At 65.2% G+C, this 17,419-nt stretch carries 18 protein-coding genes; 7 read left to right on the top strand and 11 right to left on the bottom strand.

Translation table 11 applies throughout. The annotated features are described in order from the left end of the window. Positions 1 to 39: 39 nt before the first annotated feature. The gene (locus tag C491_RS06560; protein WP_005554703.1) at positions 40 to 1,488 is read right to left on the bottom strand and encodes a PQQ-binding-like beta-propeller repeat protein; all 1,449 of its coding nucleotides are present in this window, start codon (positions 1,486 to 1,488) and stop codon (positions 40 to 42) included. A 331-nt stretch (positions 1,489 to 1,819) separates the two neighbouring features. Between C491_RS06560 and htpX the strand changes: the two genes are divergently transcribed. The 3 genes from htpX (at position 1,820) to C491_RS06545 (ending at position 4,642) form a co-directional block, all read left to right on the top strand. Beyond that, positions 1,820 to 2,701 carry a zinc metalloprotease HtpX gene (gene htpX, locus C491_RS06555; RefSeq protein ID WP_005554701.1) on the top strand — a complete coding sequence of 294 codons (882 nt, stop codon included), beginning with the start codon at positions 1,820 to 1,822 and terminating at the stop codon, positions 2,699 to 2,701. Between the two features lie 24 nt (positions 2,702 to 2,725). Beyond that, entirely contained in the window at positions 2,726 to 3,331 is a 606-nt protein-coding gene (pspAB, locus tag C491_RS06550; protein WP_005554699.1) for a PspA-associated protein PspAB, read from the top strand. Between the two features lie 225 nt (positions 3,332 to 3,556). Continuing rightward, on the top strand, positions 3,557 to 4,642 hold the full coding sequence (locus C491_RS06545) for an outer membrane protein assembly factor BamB family protein (protein WP_005554697.1): 1,086 nt from the start codon (positions 3,557 to 3,559) through the stop codon (positions 4,640 to 4,642). A 50-nt stretch (positions 4,643 to 4,692) separates the two neighbouring features. Here C491_RS06545 and C491_RS06540 read toward each other — a convergent pair whose 3' ends face one another. Further along, positions 4,693 to 5,973, bottom strand: coding sequence for an RNA-guided endonuclease InsQ/TnpB family protein (locus tag C491_RS06540; RefSeq protein WP_005554695.1), 1,281 nt, complete (start codon positions 5,971 to 5,973; stop codon positions 4,693 to 4,695). A 314-nt stretch (positions 5,974 to 6,287) separates the two neighbouring features. Between C491_RS06540 and radA the strand changes: the two genes are divergently transcribed. Continuing rightward, positions 6,288 to 7,319, top strand: a complete 1,032-nt coding sequence (radA, locus tag C491_RS06535; RefSeq protein ID WP_005554694.1) for a DNA repair and recombination protein RadA — start codon at positions 6,288 to 6,290, stop codon at positions 7,317 to 7,319. A 165-nt stretch (positions 7,320 to 7,484) separates the two neighbouring features. Here radA and sufU read toward each other — a convergent pair whose 3' ends face one another. The 5 genes from sufU to C491_RS06510 form a co-directional block, all read right to left on the bottom strand. Next, complete coding sequence (sufU, locus tag C491_RS06530) at positions 7,485 to 7,904, bottom strand: Fe-S cluster assembly sulfur transfer protein SufU (RefSeq protein ID WP_005554693.1); 420 nt, start codon at positions 7,902 to 7,904, stop codon at positions 7,485 to 7,487. 118 nt (positions 7,905 to 8,022) lie between these two features. Then, positions 8,023 to 8,301, bottom strand: a complete 279-nt coding sequence (locus C491_RS06525) for a hypothetical protein (protein ID WP_005554692.1) — start codon at positions 8,299 to 8,301, stop codon at positions 8,023 to 8,025. A gap of 76 nt (positions 8,302 to 8,377) precedes the next feature. Continuing rightward, the gene (locus C491_RS06520; RefSeq protein ID WP_005554691.1) at positions 8,378 to 9,010 is read right to left on the bottom strand and encodes an HD domain-containing protein; all 633 of its coding nucleotides are present in this window, start codon (positions 9,008 to 9,010) and stop codon (positions 8,378 to 8,380) included. Positions 9,011 to 9,050: 40 nt separating this feature from the next. Then, complete coding sequence (locus C491_RS06515; protein WP_241431295.1) at positions 9,051 to 9,413, bottom strand: hypothetical protein; 363 nt, start codon at positions 9,411 to 9,413, stop codon at positions 9,051 to 9,053. 177 nt (positions 9,414 to 9,590) lie between these two features. Continuing rightward, positions 9,591 to 10,178: a carboxymuconolactone decarboxylase family protein gene (locus tag C491_RS06510; protein WP_005554689.1), complete on the bottom strand. Its 588-nt coding sequence runs from the start codon at positions 10,176 to 10,178 to the stop codon at positions 9,591 to 9,593. Positions 10,179 to 10,288: 110 nt separating this feature from the next. On the opposite strand from C491_RS06510, the gene C491_RS06505 reads away from it, so the two are divergent. Then, the gene (locus C491_RS06505) at positions 10,289 to 10,552 is read left to right on the top strand and encodes a hypothetical protein (RefSeq protein WP_005554688.1); all 264 of its coding nucleotides are present in this window, start codon (positions 10,289 to 10,291) and stop codon (positions 10,550 to 10,552) included. Here the strand turns inward: C491_RS06505 and C491_RS06500 are convergent, their stop codons facing one another. After that, positions 10,553 to 11,158 carry a hypothetical protein gene (locus C491_RS06500; protein ID WP_005554687.1) on the bottom strand — a complete coding sequence of 202 codons (606 nt, stop codon included), beginning with the start codon at positions 11,156 to 11,158 and terminating at the stop codon, positions 10,553 to 10,555. It lies immediately after the preceding gene. 1 nt (position 11,159) lies between these two features. Then, complete coding sequence (gene thsA, locus C491_RS06495; RefSeq protein WP_005554685.1) at positions 11,160 to 12,842, bottom strand: thermosome subunit alpha; 1,683 nt, start codon at positions 12,840 to 12,842, stop codon at positions 11,160 to 11,162. A gap of 161 nt (positions 12,843 to 13,003) precedes the next feature. On the opposite strand from thsA, the gene fmdA reads away from it, so the two are divergent. Both fmdA and C491_RS06485 read left to right on the top strand, forming a co-directional pair. Next, positions 13,004 to 14,263 carry a formamidase gene (fmdA, locus tag C491_RS06490; protein ID WP_005554684.1) on the top strand — a complete coding sequence of 420 codons (1,260 nt, stop codon included), beginning with the start codon at positions 13,004 to 13,006 and terminating at the stop codon, positions 14,261 to 14,263. A 387-nt stretch (positions 14,264 to 14,650) separates the two neighbouring features. Further along, positions 14,651 to 15,505, top strand: coding sequence for an alpha/beta fold hydrolase (locus tag C491_RS06485; RefSeq protein ID WP_338042737.1), 855 nt, complete (start codon positions 14,651 to 14,653; stop codon positions 15,503 to 15,505). A gap of 103 nt (positions 15,506 to 15,608) precedes the next feature. Here C491_RS06485 and C491_RS06480 read toward each other — a convergent pair whose 3' ends face one another. Continuing rightward, positions 15,609 to 16,850, bottom strand: coding sequence for an aminotransferase class V-fold PLP-dependent enzyme (locus C491_RS06480; RefSeq protein ID WP_005554682.1), 1,242 nt, complete (start codon positions 16,848 to 16,850; stop codon positions 15,609 to 15,611). A 278-nt stretch (positions 16,851 to 17,128) separates the two neighbouring features. After that, positions 17,129 to 17,419 carry a DUF424 domain-containing protein gene (locus C491_RS06475; RefSeq protein WP_005554681.1) on the bottom strand — a complete coding sequence of 97 codons (291 nt, stop codon included), beginning with the start codon at positions 17,417 to 17,419 and terminating at the stop codon, positions 17,129 to 17,131.

Raw genomic sequence — 17,419 nt, 5'->3', positions numbered from 1 at the left:
CGAGCGCGCCACCCGGACGCGGGTCCGAACCAACCGCGTTCACTCCGTCTCCGCGGGCTCGACGCCCGCGTTCCGCCGGAGCCACTCGAGCGCGACGGCGCTGCCGAGCAGCCCAGCGCCCGTGGTAAAGCCGGGTATTCCCTCGTCTTCGCCGTCATCGTCTCCGAGGACCTCGTCGGCCGATTCGGTGTCGCCGTCGTCGGTCTCGTTGTCGTCCCCGTTGTCGGAGTCGTCAGAGTCGTCCCCGACGTTCTCCGGATCCTCGGCCTCGAACGTGTCGTTTCCGTTCTCCGGTTGGGTGACGTTGTCGCCGTCGGTCTCGTTGGCGTCGATGTCGTCGAACGCCGACTCGGCTCGGATCGCGAGCAACTCGTCGGCGACGGCGTAGAGGGTGTTGTCGGCGATGGCGAGATCGCCGGGTTGAGCGTCGGTTTCGATCGACCACTCGAGGGTGCCGTCTTCGAGATCGAAGGCGACGATCCCGGGACCCTGGTTCGAGCTCTCGATGCCGACGTACAGCTTCTCGCCGTCGGCGATCGGCGGGCCGTACGTCGCCGCCTCGAGCCCGGGACGCCACTGTTCGTCGCCGCTCTCGCGGTCGTAGCCGACGACGTCGGTCTCGGTCAGCGCGTAGATGCGGTCGCCGGTCGCGAGCGCCGAGGCGTACCCCTCGCCGGTCCAGCGGAGGTCGCCGCTTCCGGTCTCGTAGACGGCGATCTCGTCGAGACCGCCGGCCTGCACCGAGACGGTGTCGTCGGTCGCGACGACGACCTGCTTGCGGAACCCACCGTCGTGATTCGCCCACCGGCGGCTCCTGTCGTCGGCCTCCAGCGCGTACAGAGTTCGACCGTCGGTCACGAAGACGGCGCCGTCGGCGACGGCGACGGCCTGTTCGTGCAGCTTTCGGCCGTCGCCCTCGAACTGCCACCGCTCGGTCCCCTCGGCGGCGTCGATCGCGTAGAGGATGCCGTCGACGACGACGAACGCGCTTCCGTCCGTGACGATCGGCTCAGGCACGTCCTCCTCGAACCCGATCGTCCACTCGATCCCCTCGAGGTCGGCGTCGAGGGCCGCCAGTCGGTCGCCGCCGACGTAGATCCGTCCGTCGGCGACCGTCGGCGCGCCGTCCGCGCCGACGTCGGAGCTCGCTTCGATTCGGTCCCCGTCGTCGGCGTCGTAGGCGTGGACCGCGCCGTCGTCCGTCTGATAGACGACGCCGTCGACGACCGCCACGGGACCAGTCGCGTCGTGTCTCCACTCGACGACAGCCGGATCGTCTGGCCCGCTCGCCTCGGGAGCGTACCCGGTGTTGCCCGGATTCCCACGGCGGGACGTCCAACCCTGTGTGTCGGACTGGACCGCCGACCCGGCGCTTGCGCTGTCCGTGATCGCCCGGTCGTCGGCGACCACGGCGTTCGCCGCGAGGGTGCTACCGATCGCGACGACCCCGGTCCGTTTCAGCACCTGCCGTCTGCCGTACCCCGTCATATCACGCTCTTGGACTGATCACTCTTCCCTATCGACTTCGTAGTATCGTTCCGACGGTCCGATCGATCGTTCCGAAACCGAAACGATTCCCGTCAATCCGGGGCGATCGCTGTCGCGTGGCGCTCTCGCTCGAGCCTCAAGTCTCGCCGAAACCGGGACCGTAGCGGATTGCCAGGAACGACCGGCAGACGCGCGTCAGACGCCGCTCGAGCGACGGTGTCTCGGTCCAGGGGTTTCCACGCGAAACAGGGGGGTTGAGACGGCGACCCGTGAGGGCTGTCCCCGTCTGTCACTGGCCATACTTATCTCGCCGGAGTCCCTCGTTCCGGGTATGGACTGGCAGCCGGACTGGGGACTTCGCGCGCGGATGTTCGTCACGATGTTTCTGCTGTTCGCGCTGTACATCGTTTTCGCCGGAGTGCTCACGGCGTATCTCACGGGAGGAGCGAACCTCCTCGTTTTCGGCATGATCTTCGGCGGGTTCTCGCTCGGACAGTACTACTTCAGCGACACCCTCACGCTCAAGAGCATGGGCGCGAAGACGGTGTCGGCCGAGGAGTACCCGCAACTGCACTCGTCGGTCGAACGGCTCTCTCAGCAGGCCGATCTGCCGAAACCGAAGGTGGCGGTCGTCGACTCGAAGGTACCGAACGCCTTCGCGACCGGCCGCAATCAGAAGAACGCCGCCGTCGCGGTAACGACGGGGCTGATGCGGACGCTCAATCAGGAGGAACTGGACGGCGTCATCGCCCACGAACTCGCCCACGTCAAGAACCGCGACATGATGGTGATGACGATCGCCTCGCTCCTCTCGACGATCGCCTTCATGATCGTTCGCTGGGGTGCGTTCTTCGGCGGCGGACGAAGCAAGAACCAAGGCGGCATCATGGTCGCCATCCTCGTCTCGCTGGTCGTCTGGATCATCAGCTACCTGTTGATCCGCGCGCTCTCGCGGTACCGCGAGTTCGCCGCCGACCGCGGGGCCGCGGCGATCACCGGCAGACCCTCGGCGCTCGCCTCCGCGCTGATGAAGATCTCCGGCGAGGTCGACAAGGTCCCCGACAGCGACTTGCGCGAGGAGGCCGAGATGAACGCCTTCTTCATCATCCCGATCAAGTCGGGAATTGTCGGAAAGCTGTTCAGCACCCACCCCTCGACCGAGCGACGCGTCGAACAGCTTCGGGACCTCGAACGCGAGATGGAGGGCTTCTAAGGGGACCCATCCCTCACGCAGAGTATGGGACTACTGGACGGGCTTCGCTCCATTCTCGGCACGCGCGCCGAATCCGACGCGAAACGCGACGCCGATCCCGACGACCTCTTCGGGATGAGTACCGCCTACCTCACGATGGAGGCCGATCTGGGCTACGAGTCCGCCGACGTCGGTGCGCTCTGCTTTTCGGGCGTCGACTCGAGCAGCTTCCGCGAGGCCGTCGACGAGGTCGAGGCGATCCTCGAGGCCGGCCGGGAGGACACCGGCACCGAGTTTTCGGTCTCCGAGGACGACCACGGCTACCACTGGGTCGTCCTCGAGGACAGCGATCCGGAGGACCTGATTACCAGTCTGCACTTCGCCGCGGACACGTTCATCGAGCACGGCTACGGCTCGCGGCTGCTCGCAGCCCTCTTCGCCTACCGGAACGATCGGGGCCCGGCCTACTGGATCTACTCGTTCCGCCGGGGTCGGTACTACCCGTTCGCACCCCGGTCCGGTCGGGAACGGGATTCGAACGCCGAGTTCAAACTCGAGGCGACGCTGGACGGCGAACTCGAGATCGAGCGCGACAAGGAGTACTGGTACCCGCTGTGGCCGAGCGAGGGCGGTACTCACCCCTGGGAGTGAGCGAGGCTCCAGTCCGACCGACGAGATCCAAATATGTTTGGAGTTAGCCGTAATGCGTCCACTCCTGTAGAAGTGGATACGGCAGGACGCCACATCAGCTGCGCCATACACCAGCTGTCCTGTCGCATCCCCTTCCCCACCCCCTCTTCCGCTTCCGTTTTCGCTTCTCCCCCGTAGTGACCGCTGTCGAACCAGTTATCCGGTCGGCATCGGTACGCCAGAACAGTGACCGACTGGAATCAGTTCAAACGGGATCCACAGCACTCGGGCGTTCGCCGCGACCTCGAGGGACCCGACCGCCCCGAGTCGGCCTGGACGGTCGAACTTGCCGGTACGGCGGGATCGCCGGTTCTCGACCGCGACACCGTCTACGTCGGGACGACACGCGGAAACCTGTACGCGCTCGACCGCGAAACGGGCCGGCGCAGGTGGGTCTTCGAGTCAACCGACGGGATCGACGCGACCCCGGTTGCCACCTACGACGGCGTCTACGCCGCGACTGATGCCGGGACCGTCCACGCGATCGACCCGGGAACCGGGGACGCCCTGTGGCGGACCAAGCTTCCGGCTCCCCTCGAGTCCGACCTCGCGTTCGCGGACGGCCGACTGTACGCCGGCCACACGGCGGGCCTGTCGGCGCTCGAGGCGGGGTCGGGCGAGATCGGCTGGACCTACGAGACCGACGCCGCGGCAGCCGGCTCCCCGGTGGTCGCCGCGGATCGGCCTCGAGTGTACGTCGGTACCGCCGACGAGCAGGTTCGCTGTCTCGAGGACGGATCTGATGGGGTCGAGGAAACATGGAGTGCGCCGACCGACGGAGTCGTTGCGGCGCCGCTCACGATCGCCGACGGCCGGGTCTACGTCGCCGACGACGACGGCACGCTGCTCGCCCTCGACACCGAGACCGGTCAGACCTGGTTCAGCTACGAGATCCGCGGCGCGTTCACCTCGTCGGCGACGGTGCTCCCCGAGGAGGGGACCACCTTCGTCGGCGCCGACGACGGCTACCTCCACGTCACGGATACCCGTTTCGGCCGGCGCAAGGTCCGGGGATGGCTGTTCTCGAAGAAGGGGATCGCGCTGGACGGCGAGGTCGACGCGAGCCCCGTCGTCGCCGGCGACGTCGTCTGCGTCGGGGATTCGACCGGTTCGCTCTACGGCGTCGACGCGACCGACTACGACCTGCGCTGGCACGTCGACCTCGGCGCTCCCGTCTCGAGGACGCCCGCGCTCGCGCCCGGACGGCTGTACGTTGCCGCCGCCGACGAACTCTCCTCGCTCGAGTGGGCGACCGACGAACCGACCCCTTGACATCCTCCCCGCCCCGAAGGGCGAGGATTCCCGCGTTGGGATATTGTGGTTTACGACGTGACCCGTTCTTGAGGTGCGAATGCACCAGTTTCCTTGTCAAACAGGAACGTCGATGGCTGTGCCAACCAGCCGGTACTCCTATCGCCGCCATCCGTGGCGGGACTCGGAGATACTTTCTGTCGGATGTTCTCGGCACCGTTTACGTCTGCGTTCGCCGTCATCCCGCATTCATCGCAGACGTACAACCCGCGTTCAACACGGTTGGAGTCACGCTTGCGACCACAACACGAACACGACTTCGAGGTATCTTGCTCGGACACCTCTTCGAGCGTGATACCCTCTCTCTCAGCCTTGTATTCGAGCAGGTCGGTGAAGCGGTCGAACGCCCACGAATGGAGGTCGAGGTTGCCGTGCTTGCCCCAGTTCTTCGCCTCATCGTTCTCCTCATCCTCGCGGACACCGGAGAGGTCGCCCACCACGATCGTTCCAACACCTTCCTCGACGCATCGCTGAACGATGTGTTTCGAGACCGTGTGGAAGTAGTGGGTGCGCCGCCGAGACTTTTTTTGGTTCAGCCGGGTGGCCTGCTCGGAGTCGGAGTCGTCACACCGAGCGATCCGCTTGCTGAAGTAGTAGTCATCTTGCTTCAGGCAGCTGAGCGGGTACAGCTCGGCGTGACCATCTTCATAGGCGAGTGCTGCGAAGTTGTTGATGCCGAGATCGACACCAACGGTCTTCTCACCCGGTGTGTCGGCCACTTCGGTCTCGACTTTGCACACGAACTGCAGTTCCCACTCGTCGCCCGTCCAAACGGCCCGAACCTGTTGGACGTTCTCCACGGTGGAGAGATCGACGTCGGGCCGGGTCTGGTATTCACAGAGAATGAAGTCCGACCAGTAGTCCTTGAGGTTCGAGCCTTTCGAGAGTCGAACGCGGTCGTACTCGGTATCGAGTTTGAAGCCAGCGGCTTTGAATGTGACCGTCGAACGTGGATGTTCGTCGCCGTGTTTGCGGTAGCCGGGCGGATTCGCTCTCGTGTCTCCATTGCGTCGTTTGCCGTACCAACCGTTGAACGCCTCAGCGAGTTCTTGAAGGACTCGCTGACTTGACTGAGAATGGAGGTCATCGTAGCGTTCGTGGCTCTTGAGGTGGGCGGTGAGTTCTGCGTGACTGGGAATGTGGCCGATCTCCGACCACACGCGGCCACACGTCCACCGTCCGACGTTCCAGAGTTTCGAGGCAGCGAACCCGAGCGAATCAAGGTCGTCTTGCACCCGTGACTGGTTCCTGATGGAAGCAGTGTAGGTGCGGGTGACGACCTGTTTCGCCATACGTAACCTATGTAGAGAAATCTACTTGAAAGGATGGATTACGCAGCGTGGAATATCCTTCCGTGCCGTCGAACGGCGGTTTGTGAACGGTATTGTCGGATTCATCCCCGCCCTGAACGACGGGGCTTTCTCCTCGGTTCTCAGTAATCCGCCTCGAGCTGCTCTAGCAGACCTCCACTCCGTACGGTGTCGGCTGCGCCATAACTCCTAAACCTTCGCTCCCGTCCTTCGACTACCCCGATGCCGCCTTGCACTTTCACTTTCACTCCTCTGTTAACGAGGCTTTATGGGGCGTCCGCTGCTACGAGTGAGTAATGCCAGACGCAGACCTAGAATCCCTCCCTGGTGTCGGACCGGCAACCGCAGACAAACTCCACGAGGCCGGCTTCGATTCCTTCCAGAGCCTGGCCGTCGCGTCGCCCTCCGAACTCTCCAACACGGCTGACGTCGGCGAATCGACGTCGGCGGACATCGTTCGTGCGGCCCGCGACGCCGCCGACGTCGGCGGCTTCGAGACAGGATCCACGGTACTCGAGCGACGAAACGAGATCGGCAAGATGAGCTGGCACATCGACGAGGTCGACGACCTGCTCGGCGGCGGGATCGAGACCCAGTCGATCACCGAGGTGTACGGCGAGTTCGGCTCCGGCAAATCGCAGGTCACCCACCAGATGGCCGTCAACGTCCAGCTCCCCAAGGAAGTCGGCGGCCTCCACGGTCGCGCGATGTTCATCGACAGCGAGGACACGTTCCGTCCCGAGCGGATCGACGACATGGTCCGGGGACTTCCGGACGAAGTTATCGAGGCCACCCTCGAGGACCGCGAGATCGAGGGAACGCCGAGTAACGAGGCGACGATGGACGAACTTATCGAGGATATCCTCGACAAGATCCACGTCGCGAAGGCGTTCAACTCCAACCACCAGATGCTGCTGGCGGAGAAGGCAAAGGAGCTCGCCGGCGAACACGAGGAGGGCGAGTACCCCGTTCGCCTGCTCGCGGTCGACTCGCTGACCGCTCACTTCCGCGCCGAGTACGTCGGCCGTGGCGAGCTCGCCGAGCGCCAGCAGAAGCTCAACAAGCACCTCCACGACATCGACAAGGTCGGCAACCTCTACAACTGCGCCGTCATCGTCACCAACCAGGTCGCCTCGAACCCCGACTCGTTCTTCGGCGACCCGACCCAGCCGATCGGCGGGAACATCCTCGGCCACAAGTCGACGTTCCGGATCTACCTCCGCAAGTCCAAGGGGAACAAGCGGATCGTCCGCCTGGTCGACGCGCCGAACCTCGCCGACGGCGAGGCCGTCATGCGCGTCGAGGATGGCGGACTGAAACCCGAATAACGCGCCTCGACGTCACGGTTTTCGCGTTTCGTTCTCGCGTTCGTTCGATCGTCCGGCGATAGCCGCATTCGGCTCGAGCGGTACGCGTCGCTCTCGACTCTCGCTACCGACGGTACACCGATTTCCGGTTCGGACGACGGCAAAAAGGGAGACGGATCGGCTCAGCTACTCCTCGGTCGAAGTCCTCTCCTTGTCGAGTTCGCCCCGGTAGATCTCCGCGCCGTCCTGGGCGACCTTCTCGGCGAGCACCGCACACTTGACTCGCATCGGCGAGATGTCGACGCCGAGCATGTCGATGACGTCGTCGCGGTCCATCTCCAGCAGTTCGTCGACGGACTTGCCCTGGAGCTCGCCCGAGAGCATACTCGCGGAGGCCTGGCTGATCGCACAGCCGTCTCCAGAGAAGGCGACGAACTCGATCGTCTCATCGTCGTCCTCGAGTCTGACGTCCATCCTAATCTCGTCGCCACACATCGGGTTCTCGCCGATGTGGGTGAAGGTCGGATCCTCGAGCTCCCCGTAGTTGCGGGGGTTCTTGTAGTGGTCGAGGATCTGCTGTCGGTACATATCGGAGCCGAGTCCCATCGTTGGAGACGCGTACGGCTGTGCGTTGTAAAAGGGTTCCGGGGAGTCGGGAGCTGGCGCGACGGGACTCGACGCCGTCGAAAACCGGATCGGATGCACGGGCATCCGGATCGCGTGATCAATCTGCAGCCGTTCGATCGTCGGTCCTATCCGTCGACCCCTGGTCGACCGGCGGGTTCAGGTAGCAGACGTCGGCGATGACGCCGATACCGACGATTGCCGCAGCCGCGAACGCGTACGGCGCCGGAACGCCGAACACGCTCGCAGCAACCAGCGTGATCACGAACGCGATCGGAATCACACCGAGCGCGAGGTCGTACCGGTTCACCGCGGCGAGAACGTCGATCAGGGCATCGAACGGGTCCTGTCCGCGGCGTCCGATTGTATTCTCATGCATACGTTCTCACCTCGGCACGCAACCGTAGGGACTCCGTACTAAAAACTTCTTCTGCGTTTATTGTTGCTCTACGAGGTTACGCTTCGCCGGCTGCCTCTGCCTCGAAGCGCTCGAGGTATTCGCGGACGAACGTCGCACGGTCCGCCGCGAGCTCCCGGCCGGCATCGGTGTACATCCGCTCGGGCAGTTCGAGGATCTTCTTGTAGAAGTGGTTGTACTGCGATCGGCCGGCAGCCGTCTCGTCCTCAACGGGCGGAACGTCGGGATCGTACAGCGGACTCCCGATGACCGAACCGTGAGCGAACGCGCGAGCGATCCCGACCGCGCCCAGTGCGTCGAGGTTGTCCGCGTCGCAGACGATCTCGGCCTCGAGCGTCTCGGGCTCGACGTCGTTCGAGTAGCGGTGGGCGCGGATGCAGTGTCGGACGCGGTCGATCGTCTCCTCGCTCGCACCGACGTCGGCGAGGATTCGACTGCCTTCTCGAGCGCCCCAGGCGGCGTGGTCGTCGATCTCGCCGCGGTCCTCCCGCTCGCGGCCGATGTCGTGAAGCGCGACGGCAAGCTGGACGATCCGCTCGTCGACGGGCGCCGCCTGCTCCGCGGCGAGGGTGTCGGCCAGCGCCGCGACCCGCCGGACGTGATGCCAGTCGTGGGCCGGTGGCGCGTCCTCGAAGTACGGGCGGGCGCGGTCGCGGACGGTCTCGAGCATGCCGTCGCGTTTCGGCGACCGGCTGATAAGGACTCCGTACTCATCCCGGTGCGCGGAACGCTTTCCGCCGGAACTGCAGGACGATCGGCTCGACGGCGTCGGGTCGGCCGGTCCACACTACTGTCACTTCGGTCAGTCGGTACGACGGACCCACCGGAACCTTCTCCGCCGAGAGCCGGGCTAACCAGCCGTCTCCCTCGACTTCGGTCTGCCCGATTCGTTCGCCGCCGAGCCCTTCGAGATAGCCGGCCGCCTGCTCGAGCGTGAGCCCGCGAAACCGTCGCACGAGCCGGAGTTCGCCGTCCTCGATCGAGCGTTCGATCGGCGGAATCGCCTCCAGCGCCGCCTGCTGTTTTCGCATTCGCGGCGTGAGCGTGGTCGCTGTCACTGTGAGATCCCTCATCGTGTTACTCGGTCGGCGGCGAGCATAACCGCTCGTTCCGGCCGAACGGAGTGTCCGCGATGGGTTGTGATGGTTCGAGGTACGAGCCCGCGACCCTGTCTGCGATCGGAGTTCCCGCTACCGTGGCCTACCTGGTCCGCAACTACGAATTTCCGGCCTCGGCCGTGGAAGGTCGAACTACGACGTTTTCGGCCGCGGGTTCTCGAGGGGGTAGTCGACGTCGTCGGGGTAGGCGCTCTCGTCGGTCGGCTGGAGCTCGAGGGCGATACAGAACCGATCGAGGCCCACCTCGAGGCTGGCGAACAGCAGGAGCTCGACGACCTCCTGCTCGGTGAACTCCTCGCCCAGTTCAACGAAGAAGTCGTCTGAGAGCCTGTGCGGATCGGTCGAGAGCGCCTCGGCCAGCGAGACGGCGAGATACTCCCGTCGTGAGAGATCGCCCTCGTCGACGTCGCCGAAGACGGCGTCCTCCTTCGGCGCGACCGCCTCGCGCACCTCGAGGGTCCGGACTGTCGCGCAGTAGGCACACTGGTGGGTTTCGGCGACCTTGATCCGCATCAGCTCCAGCAGCTCGGTGTCGACGTTCGCTCCCCGGCCGAACGACTCGAACGCCGCCACGATGTGCTCGAACAGCTCCGGGCAGTGGGCCATCGCGCCGAAGAACGCGCTGTCGCCGTACCAGCCGGTTTCGGCCTCCTCGAGCAGCTCTCGGATCCGCTCATCGTCTACGTCCTCGGGATCGCGTGGCTCCGGTCGCGGTGACATAGCTCGCCGTTTACCACGTGTGATGTTATATCTTACCGTGATCGGGCTCGGACGGAAGCTCCCGTCGCAACCGACAAAAGATAAGACGGTAGCGCCGGTTTCGTCTACCCATGACACCCTCGAGGTCCGATAGTTCGACCGACGACGACGCGCTCGCCCCGGCCGAGATCACGGACCGCCTCGACGGGCTGGACGTCGGGGATACCGTGACAGTGAACGATCGAGAGCTGCCCTACGAAGTGATCGAGACGGACGCCTACTCCGTCATCGCAGCGGCTCCGAACGGCCATCGGGTGACGATCTCTCAGAACCTTCAGTCCGGCGGCTGGACGATCAACGAACCCGTCTACGACGTCGAGTCGCTCGAGGAGTAGTTACTCCCGCTCGAGGAAGAGCCGGAACTCCAGGTCGTTCTTGTCGTCGCCGACGACGTCGGTGGACTCCTTCTGGAACGGCCTCGAGAGATCCGTTTCGTTCGCCACGGCAGGCTCACAGAGCCGATCCGCGAGCCGCTGGACGGCGTTGGCGTGCTCGCCCGGCGACCGGAGGACGATCCCGTCGTACTCCTCGAGCGGAACCCCCTCGAGGCGGTCGAGGATTCCCTCGAGCGCCGCCCGCTCGCCGACGGCGACGCTCGCAAACCGCCTCGAGTCGTGAGTCAGCGCCCGCACGCCGTCGGTCCCTCCTGTTCGCTCGCTCGCGCGTTCCACGGCGGCAGTTCGGATCCGTTCGGCACGGTCGATCGCGTTCGCTCGCCACGCGCGCTCGGGCTCGTCGGGTTCGACTCGAACCGCGTAGGCATCGCCGTCGAACTCGAACAGTCCGTAGGCGACGGCCAGCTCGAGCAGTCCTGTGGACGGGGTGCCGGCAAGCTCTCGCTTCGCCCTGGCAGCCGTAAACGGCTTCGACCCGTACCGTTCGACGGCCGCGGCGTACAGTTCGAGACAGTCCTCGAGCCGGGGGAGTTCGGTTTCGGTCATTTCAATGCCCCATCGAGTGACCGACGGCCCAGGGGTATCCCTCGGTGCTCCGGATCAGCCCGTCGGGACCGTGATCGTGGTCGTGATCGTGACCCGACTCCTCGCCTCGCGGGGCCATCGGGACGTTGTCGTCGATGCGGACGATCATGCTCGCGGCCTCCCCCGCGCTGGCGATCACCTGGCGCTTGACGTACAGCGGCTCGAGCACACCGGCCTCGGCCGCGTCGACGACCGATCCGGTCTCGAGGTCCAGTCCGGCGGTGTGGTCGCCGTCGTGGTGGGCGTTCCGCAGCGCCAGTAGGGCGTCGGTCGGCCCGAACCCGCTGCTTTCGGCCAGCGTCCGCGGGATCGTCTCGAGAGCGTCGGCGAACGCCTCGACCGCGAGCTGTTCGGACCCCGACCGGCCGGCTGCCATCGATCGGATCTCGCGGGCGAGCGCTACCTCGGCCGCACCCCCACCCGGGACGACCGCCTCGTCCTCGATCGCGAGTTTCAGCGCGTAGAAGCAGGTGTCGAGCATCCGTTTGGTCTCGTCGGCGACGTGCTGGGTTCCGCCCCGGAACACGACCGACACCTGCTCGAGCTCTTCGAGCCCCGAGACGACCGTCACGTCGGTGGGGCCGACCGACCGCCGTTCGACGGTCGCGGCGGTCCCGGTCGTCGCTCGCGTCAGGCTCTCTACCGGGACTGGTTTGCCCCCGGTCGCGCGGGCCAGCCTGTGTAGTTCGTCCCGCTGCGTTCGTTCGATCGGGAGGATTCCCCGCTCGGCGAGCAGGTAGCGAACGGGGTCGTCGATCGACTGCTGACAGAAGACGACGTCGGCCCCGACCCCGGCGATCGTGTCGGCGTACGCCTCGTATGCGTCTCGCTCGTACTCCCTGAGCGCCTCGAGCTCCTCGACCGTCTCGAGGTCGACGCTGCCGACTCCCCGGGCGGTGTCGATCGATAGCTCCTCGTCGACGAGGGCGACCGTCGCGTCCCGGTAGCGGTTCGGGAGCGTCGCGTCGGGCGAGACGACGTCCGTCGGGGACTCCCCCATGTCGATGACGAGGCCCTCGATCACCGCAGAGTCGTAGAACGAGCCCCCCGGGATCGTCTTCCTGGTGAGGCGCTCGAACGCGACGCAGTCGTCGCGCTCGATCGCCCGCACGGCCTCGACGGCCCGGTCGGCGAGAAAGTCGGTCCCCGACTCGTCCCACTTGCCGGTCACGACCGTTCGCGCGATCTCCCGGAGCCGCTCGTCGTCGGCGAGGTCGACCGGGACGGTCAGCTCCGGGAGGGACTCGACCGCCTGCGAGACGGCGAGGTGGTACCCCTCGGTGATCTTCGCCGGCGGGACTCCCTTCTCGAGCAGCGCTTCGGCCTCGCCGAGCAACTCGCCTGCGAGCAACACCGCGCTCGTCGTTCCGTCGCCGACGGTGGTGTCCTGTCCCTCGGCGACCTCGAGGACGAGGGTCGCAACCGGGTGGGAGAGCTTCATCCGCTCGAGGATGCTCGCACCGTCGTTCGTGATCGCTACCTTCCCGTCGTCGGTGATGAGCATCTTGTCTAGCCCCTTGGGCCCGAGCGTCGTTCGGACGGTCTCCGCGAGGCGCTTTCCGGCCTCGAAGTTCCTCGCTCGACTCGGAACGTCGTCGGTGTCACCCACCTCGAGTCGGTCGTGTACCGCGTTACTCCCCGACATATCGTATTCGCTCGAGGATACCGAACGGATCGTGATAAATGGACCCGCACCCGTTCCGGATCGCCGCAATCGCGACGCCAAAGTCCGGCTCCATTGGCCTGAAACTATCAGCGACGCTGAATCAGCTATAACTGCGGCCGAGCTAATAGTGAACGTGAATCATGCCGGAAACCGTCTTCGAGGTCGATACCGAGTCCCCGCCCGACGAACAACCCGATCCGATCGTCAACCGCTGGCACCCCGACGTGCCGCCGGTGTCGTCGATCGAACCCGGCGAGAAGGTACGGATCGAGTGTCTCGACTGGACCGGGGGGCAGGTGAACAACGACGACAGCGCGAACGATATCCGCGACATGGAGCTGGACCCGAACCACCACCTGAGCGGCCCCTTCGAGGTGGAGGGAGCCGAGCCGGGCGACATGCTCGTCGTCGACATCCTCGACCTGGGCGCCTTTCCCGACCACGAGTGGGGGTTCAACGCGATCTTCGACCAGGAGAACGGCGGCGGCTTCCTGACCGATCACTTCCCGGAGGCCCGCAAGAGCATCTGGGAACTCGACGGCGTTATGGCCAGCACGCGCCACATCGAGGACGTCCGGTTCCCCGGCTGTGCCCATCCGGGAATTCTCGGAACGGCACCCTCCCAGGAACTGCTCGAGGAGTGGAACGAGCGCGAGCGCGCGCTCATCGAGCGCGGTCCCGACGACCCCACCGCGGTCAACCACGAGACCGGCGAGGCCGAACCGCCGCTTGCGCTCCCGCCCGAGCCCAACGACGTTCTGCTCGGCGACATGGACGACGACCAGGTCGACGATGCGGCAGAGGAGGCCGCGCGCACGATCCCGCCCCGCGAGAACGCGGGCAACTGTGACATCAAGAACCTCGGTCGCGGCTCGCGAGTGTATCTGCCGGTGTTCGTCGACGGGGCGAACTTCATCGTTGGCGACCTGCACTTCTCGCAGGGCGACGGCGAAATTTCCTTCTGTGGCGCGATCGAGTTCCCCGGTTGGATCGACCTCAAAGTCGACGTCATCAAGGACGGGATGGAGAAGATGGGCACCGACTACGCCATGTTCAAGCCCGGCTACATGGACCCCGACTTCTCGAACTACGTCGTCTTCGAGGGCTACTCCGTCGACGAGGACGGCACCCAGCACTACAAGAACGCGAACATCGGGATGCGCCGGGCCTGCCTCGACGCCATCGACTACATGACGAACTTCGGCTACTCCGCCGAGCAGGCCTACATGCTACTGAGCACGGCGCCCGTCGAGAGCCGGATCGCGGGTATCGTCGACCTGCCAAACACCTGCGTCACGGTGTCGGTTCCCCAGGAGATCTTCGAGTTCGACGTCGACCCCGATCGGCTGGCCGACGGCGGTCCCGACGAGAGCCGCGGCGACGTCGCGAAGACGTCGTAACCGCGCCGTCCTCGTCGGCTCGAGCGATTTCGACGGAGAGCGGTTTCTCGGTAGCGGGCGCGCGCTCGAGTCCTCGGAACTCGTCCGGTAGCGGCGACCGACACGCCCCTATTTAAACGAAACACACGTGCAGCCGAAGATCCGTGACCGTCCCGAGAGACGTTCCGAACGGCCGGGGTAATCGACGCACCTTCCGTGACACCGGACCCAGTGGTGAGTCGATCACCCCGGCTCCGACGACTCCCGTCGTCGTGTTACCAGAGTTGCGGGTTGAGTCTTTGCCCCACTCGCTTTCCGAACAGCGGTCGCGAAAGTACCGAACCGGCGTCCGTTCGGTCGAAAACCGCTTCGAACCCGAGTTACGCGACGTGTAACCGAAAGAGCGTAATGTACTCCGCACCCTCGTCACGAACGGCCGCAATGGACGAGACGAGAGGGTGGGGACACCCACGAACGCTGGACCGAGACGGGTCGATACTCCACTACTGGGAGGTCGGCCCAGCGGAGGCGCCAGTAGTTGTTTTGACACATGGCGCTAGCATGGACCATCGGATGTTCGACGCCCAGCTCGAGCCCCTCCTCGAGGCGGGGTATCGAGTCGTCAGCTGGGACGTTCGAGGCCACGGCCTGTCGAAACCGCTCGGCAGGGAGTTCAGCCTCGAGGTCGTCGTCGAGGACCTGGTCGCGATTCTCGAGCGGTGTTCAGTTGACCGCTGCGTTCCGGTGGGACAGTCGTTCGGCGGGTACGTCTCGCAAGAACTCCTGTTTCGGTACCCGGAGCGCGTGACCGCACTCGGCGTCATCGGAGCGACCGACATCACGACGCTCCCGCCGACGCTCGAGCACCTCGCGCTCAAACTCTCGCCGTATCTGTTCCGGGTCTGGCCGAACGAACACCTCCGGAAGACGACCGCCGACCGGACCGCGGAGACCGAGGTGGCCAAGCGGTACGCGTACAACGCGACGAGCCAGCTCTCCAAGTCCGAGTTCGCTACCGTCTGGAAAGCCGTTGCCAACACGCTCCACGCCGAACCGGGGTACGTGATTGATCGACCGTTCCTGCTCACCCACGGCGAGTTCGACCGAACCGGAACGATCGGACGCGATGCGCCATCGTGGGCGGAGAAGGAACCGAACTGCCGCTATGCGGTGATTTCGAACGCCGGTCACAACGCCAACCAGGATAACCCCGACGAGTTCAACGAGGTGCTGCTGGAATTTCTGCGACGACACGCTGACTGATCACGCCAGCAGCCGCCGTTCCGAGCGAAACGTGAACTGTCTCGCTGGCCTTCGCTCGTTCACGCCGTTTACTCGCGAAGACGTCGTCGAGGGCGGCGACCAGCTATGCGAACAGCTGCCGCGCGTCGTCGAGTGCCGCAACTAGCTTGTCGACCTCATCGCGGGTGTTGTAGACGTAGAAGGATGCTCGAGTCGATGCCGGAACGCCCAGCTTGTCGTGGAGCGGCTGGGTACAGTGGTCGCCGGCCCGGACCGCGATCGTGTGGTCGTTCATGATCGAGGTGAGGTCGTGGGCGTGGACGCCCTCGAGGTTGAAGCTGACGAGCCCGCCGCGATCCTCGCCGGGTTCGGGGCCATAGATCTCGACGTCGCCCTCGTCCTCGAGCTGCTCGTAGGCGTAGCGCGCGAGTTCCTGCTCGTGATCCCGGATCTGCTCCATGCCGATCTCCTCGAGCCAGTCGACGGCGGCGTGGAGGCCGACGGCCTCGGCGATTGGCGGCGTTCCGGGCTCGAACTTCCAGGGGAGTTCGCCCCAGGTCGACTCCTCGAAGGTGACCTTGCGGATCATCCCGCCGCCGTAGAGGTAGGGTTCCATTGCCTCGAGCAGCTCCTGTTTGCCGTAGAGGACGCCGATTCCGGTCGGGCCGGCCATCTTGTGGCCCGAGAAGGCGTAGAAGTCGGCGTCGATCTCCTTTACGTCGACGGGGTGGTTCGGGACTGCCTGGGCGCCGTCGATAAACGAAAGGGCATCGTGTTCGTGGGCGAGTTCGGTCAGTTCGCCGACGGGGTTGATCGTCCCCAGCGTGTTCGAGATGTGGACCGCCGAAACGATCTCGGTGTCGTCGGTGATCAGTTCGCGGGCGTGGTCCATGTCGAGACGGCCGTCCTCGTCGACGCGGATGTACTCGACGCTGGCGCCCGTTCGCTTGGCGATCTGTTGCCAGGTCACCAGCGAGGCGTGGTGTTCCATCTCGGTGAGGACGACCTCGTCGCCGGGGCCGAGCTCGTTCAGCCCCCACGAGTACGCGAGCAGGTTCTCGCTCTCGGTGGTGTTCTTCGTGAAGATGACCTCCTCGCGGCCGTCGGCGCCGATGAACTCGGCGACGCGGTCGTGGGCCGTTTCGTAGGCCTCGGAGGCCTCCTGACTCAGGTGGTGGATCCCGCGGTGGACGTTCGCGTTGGACTCGCGGTAGTAGTCGCTCATCGCGTCGACGACCGGATCCGGGGTCTGGGTCGTCGCCGCGTTGTCGAGGTAGACGACCTGCTGGCCGTCGAACTCCCGCTGGAGGATGGGGAACTCGTCGCGGATGGCCTCGACGTCGAGTGCGAGGTTCTGGGAACTCATTGAATAGTGAGTGGGCTCCCAGACAAAACACTCCTTCGGTCCCAGCGAACGGCGCGGCCGCTCACCGGGGAGTTTTCGGAAAGGGAAGGGTGGGTGGGTGGTGTGTCACGACAGGGGGTGTCGAACGACTCTGGTGTGATGGGTGGTGGTAGGGCCCTGTCGTACTCTATCGTAGCCCCGCTGTGTAGATACCGTTGACTCCAACACAGTTTGGTATCATCGGGAGCCGACCTTGCATCAATCGAAGCCCGTCCGTATCCCGCTGCCGGCGAGCGCTCTTACATCCACAACAGCTGGGCGTGTTTGGTGTCGCCGACCTCGAGGACGTTCGCCTCGTCGACGAACCCCTCCTCGATCGCGAGGTCGACGGCTCGCGTCCCGACGATGTTGGCGACGGTCGCCCGCGCGAGACTGTCGACGACGGCCGCCTCGTCGACGGCTTCGCCGCCGTAGAACTTCTCGGTGACCTCGAGAGTGACGCCGTCGCCCTCGAAGCGCTCGCCGAGGACGTCGGCGTCACAGACGGCGACGAGCAACCCCTCCGGCGTCTCGCGTTCGTTGACGATCAT

Origin of the sequence: Natronococcus amylolyticus DSM 10524 (genome assembly GCF_000337675.1) — an archaeon.
Lineage (GTDB): Archaea > Halobacteriota > Halobacteria > Halobacteriales > Natrialbaceae > Natronococcus > Natronococcus amylolyticus.
The sequence above is the reverse complement of the archived record's forward strand: the minus strand, read 5'-3'. Positions and strand labels throughout refer to the sequence as shown.

What these genes read in the sequence shown, in the direction of transcription:
- C491_RS06560 (WP_005554703.1), bottom strand. Translation starts at nt 1,488, where the DNA reads ATGACGGGGTACGGCAGACGGCAGGTGCTGAAACGGACCGGGGTCGTC.
- htpX (WP_005554701.1), top strand. Translation starts at nt 1,820, where the DNA reads ATGGACTGGCAGCCGGACTGGGGACTTCGCGCGCGGATGTTCGTCACG.
- pspAB (WP_005554699.1), top strand. Translation starts at nt 2,726, where the DNA reads ATGGGACTACTGGACGGGCTTCGCTCCATTCTCGGCACGCGCGCCGAA.
- C491_RS06540 (WP_005554695.1), bottom strand. Translation starts at nt 5,973, where the DNA reads ATGGCGAAACAGGTCGTCACCCGCACCTACACTGCTTCCATCAGGAAC.
- radA (WP_005554694.1), top strand. Translation starts at nt 6,288, where the DNA reads ATGCCAGACGCAGACCTAGAATCCCTCCCTGGTGTCGGACCGGCAACC.
- sufU (WP_005554693.1), bottom strand. Translation starts at nt 7,904, where the DNA reads ATGGGACTCGGCTCCGATATGTACCGACAGCAGATCCTCGACCACTAC.
- C491_RS06525 (WP_005554692.1), bottom strand. Translation starts at nt 8,301, where the DNA reads ATGCATGAGAATACAATCGGACGCCGCGGACAGGACCCGTTCGATGCC.
- C491_RS06520 (WP_005554691.1), bottom strand. Translation starts at nt 9,010, where the DNA reads ATGCTCGAGACCGTCCGCGACCGCGCCCGCCCGTACTTCGAGGACGCG.
- C491_RS06515 (WP_241431295.1), bottom strand. Translation starts at nt 9,413, where the DNA reads ATGAGGGATCTCACAGTGACAGCGACCACGCTCACGCCGCGAATGCGA.
- C491_RS06510 (WP_005554689.1), bottom strand. Translation starts at nt 10,178, where the DNA reads ATGTCACCGCGACCGGAGCCACGCGATCCCGAGGACGTAGACGATGAG.
- C491_RS06505 (WP_005554688.1), top strand. Translation starts at nt 10,289, where the DNA reads ATGACACCCTCGAGGTCCGATAGTTCGACCGACGACGACGCGCTCGCC.
- C491_RS06500 (WP_005554687.1), bottom strand. Translation starts at nt 11,158, where the DNA reads ATGACCGAAACCGAACTCCCCCGGCTCGAGGACTGTCTCGAACTGTAC.
- thsA (WP_005554685.1), bottom strand. Translation starts at nt 12,842, where the DNA reads ATGTCGGGGAGTAACGCGGTACACGACCGACTCGAGGTGGGTGACACC.
- fmdA (WP_005554684.1), top strand. Translation starts at nt 13,004, where the DNA reads ATGCCGGAAACCGTCTTCGAGGTCGATACCGAGTCCCCGCCCGACGAA.
- C491_RS06485 (WP_338042737.1), top strand. Translation starts at nt 14,651, where the DNA reads ATGTACTCCGCACCCTCGTCACGAACGGCCGCAATGGACGAGACGAGA.
- C491_RS06480 (WP_005554682.1), bottom strand. Translation starts at nt 16,850, where the DNA reads ATGAGTTCCCAGAACCTCGCACTCGACGTCGAGGCCATCCGCGACGAG.
- C491_RS06475 (WP_005554681.1), bottom strand. Translation starts at nt 17,419, where the DNA reads ATGATCGTCAACGAACGCGAGACGCCGGAGGGGTTGCTCGTCGCCGTC.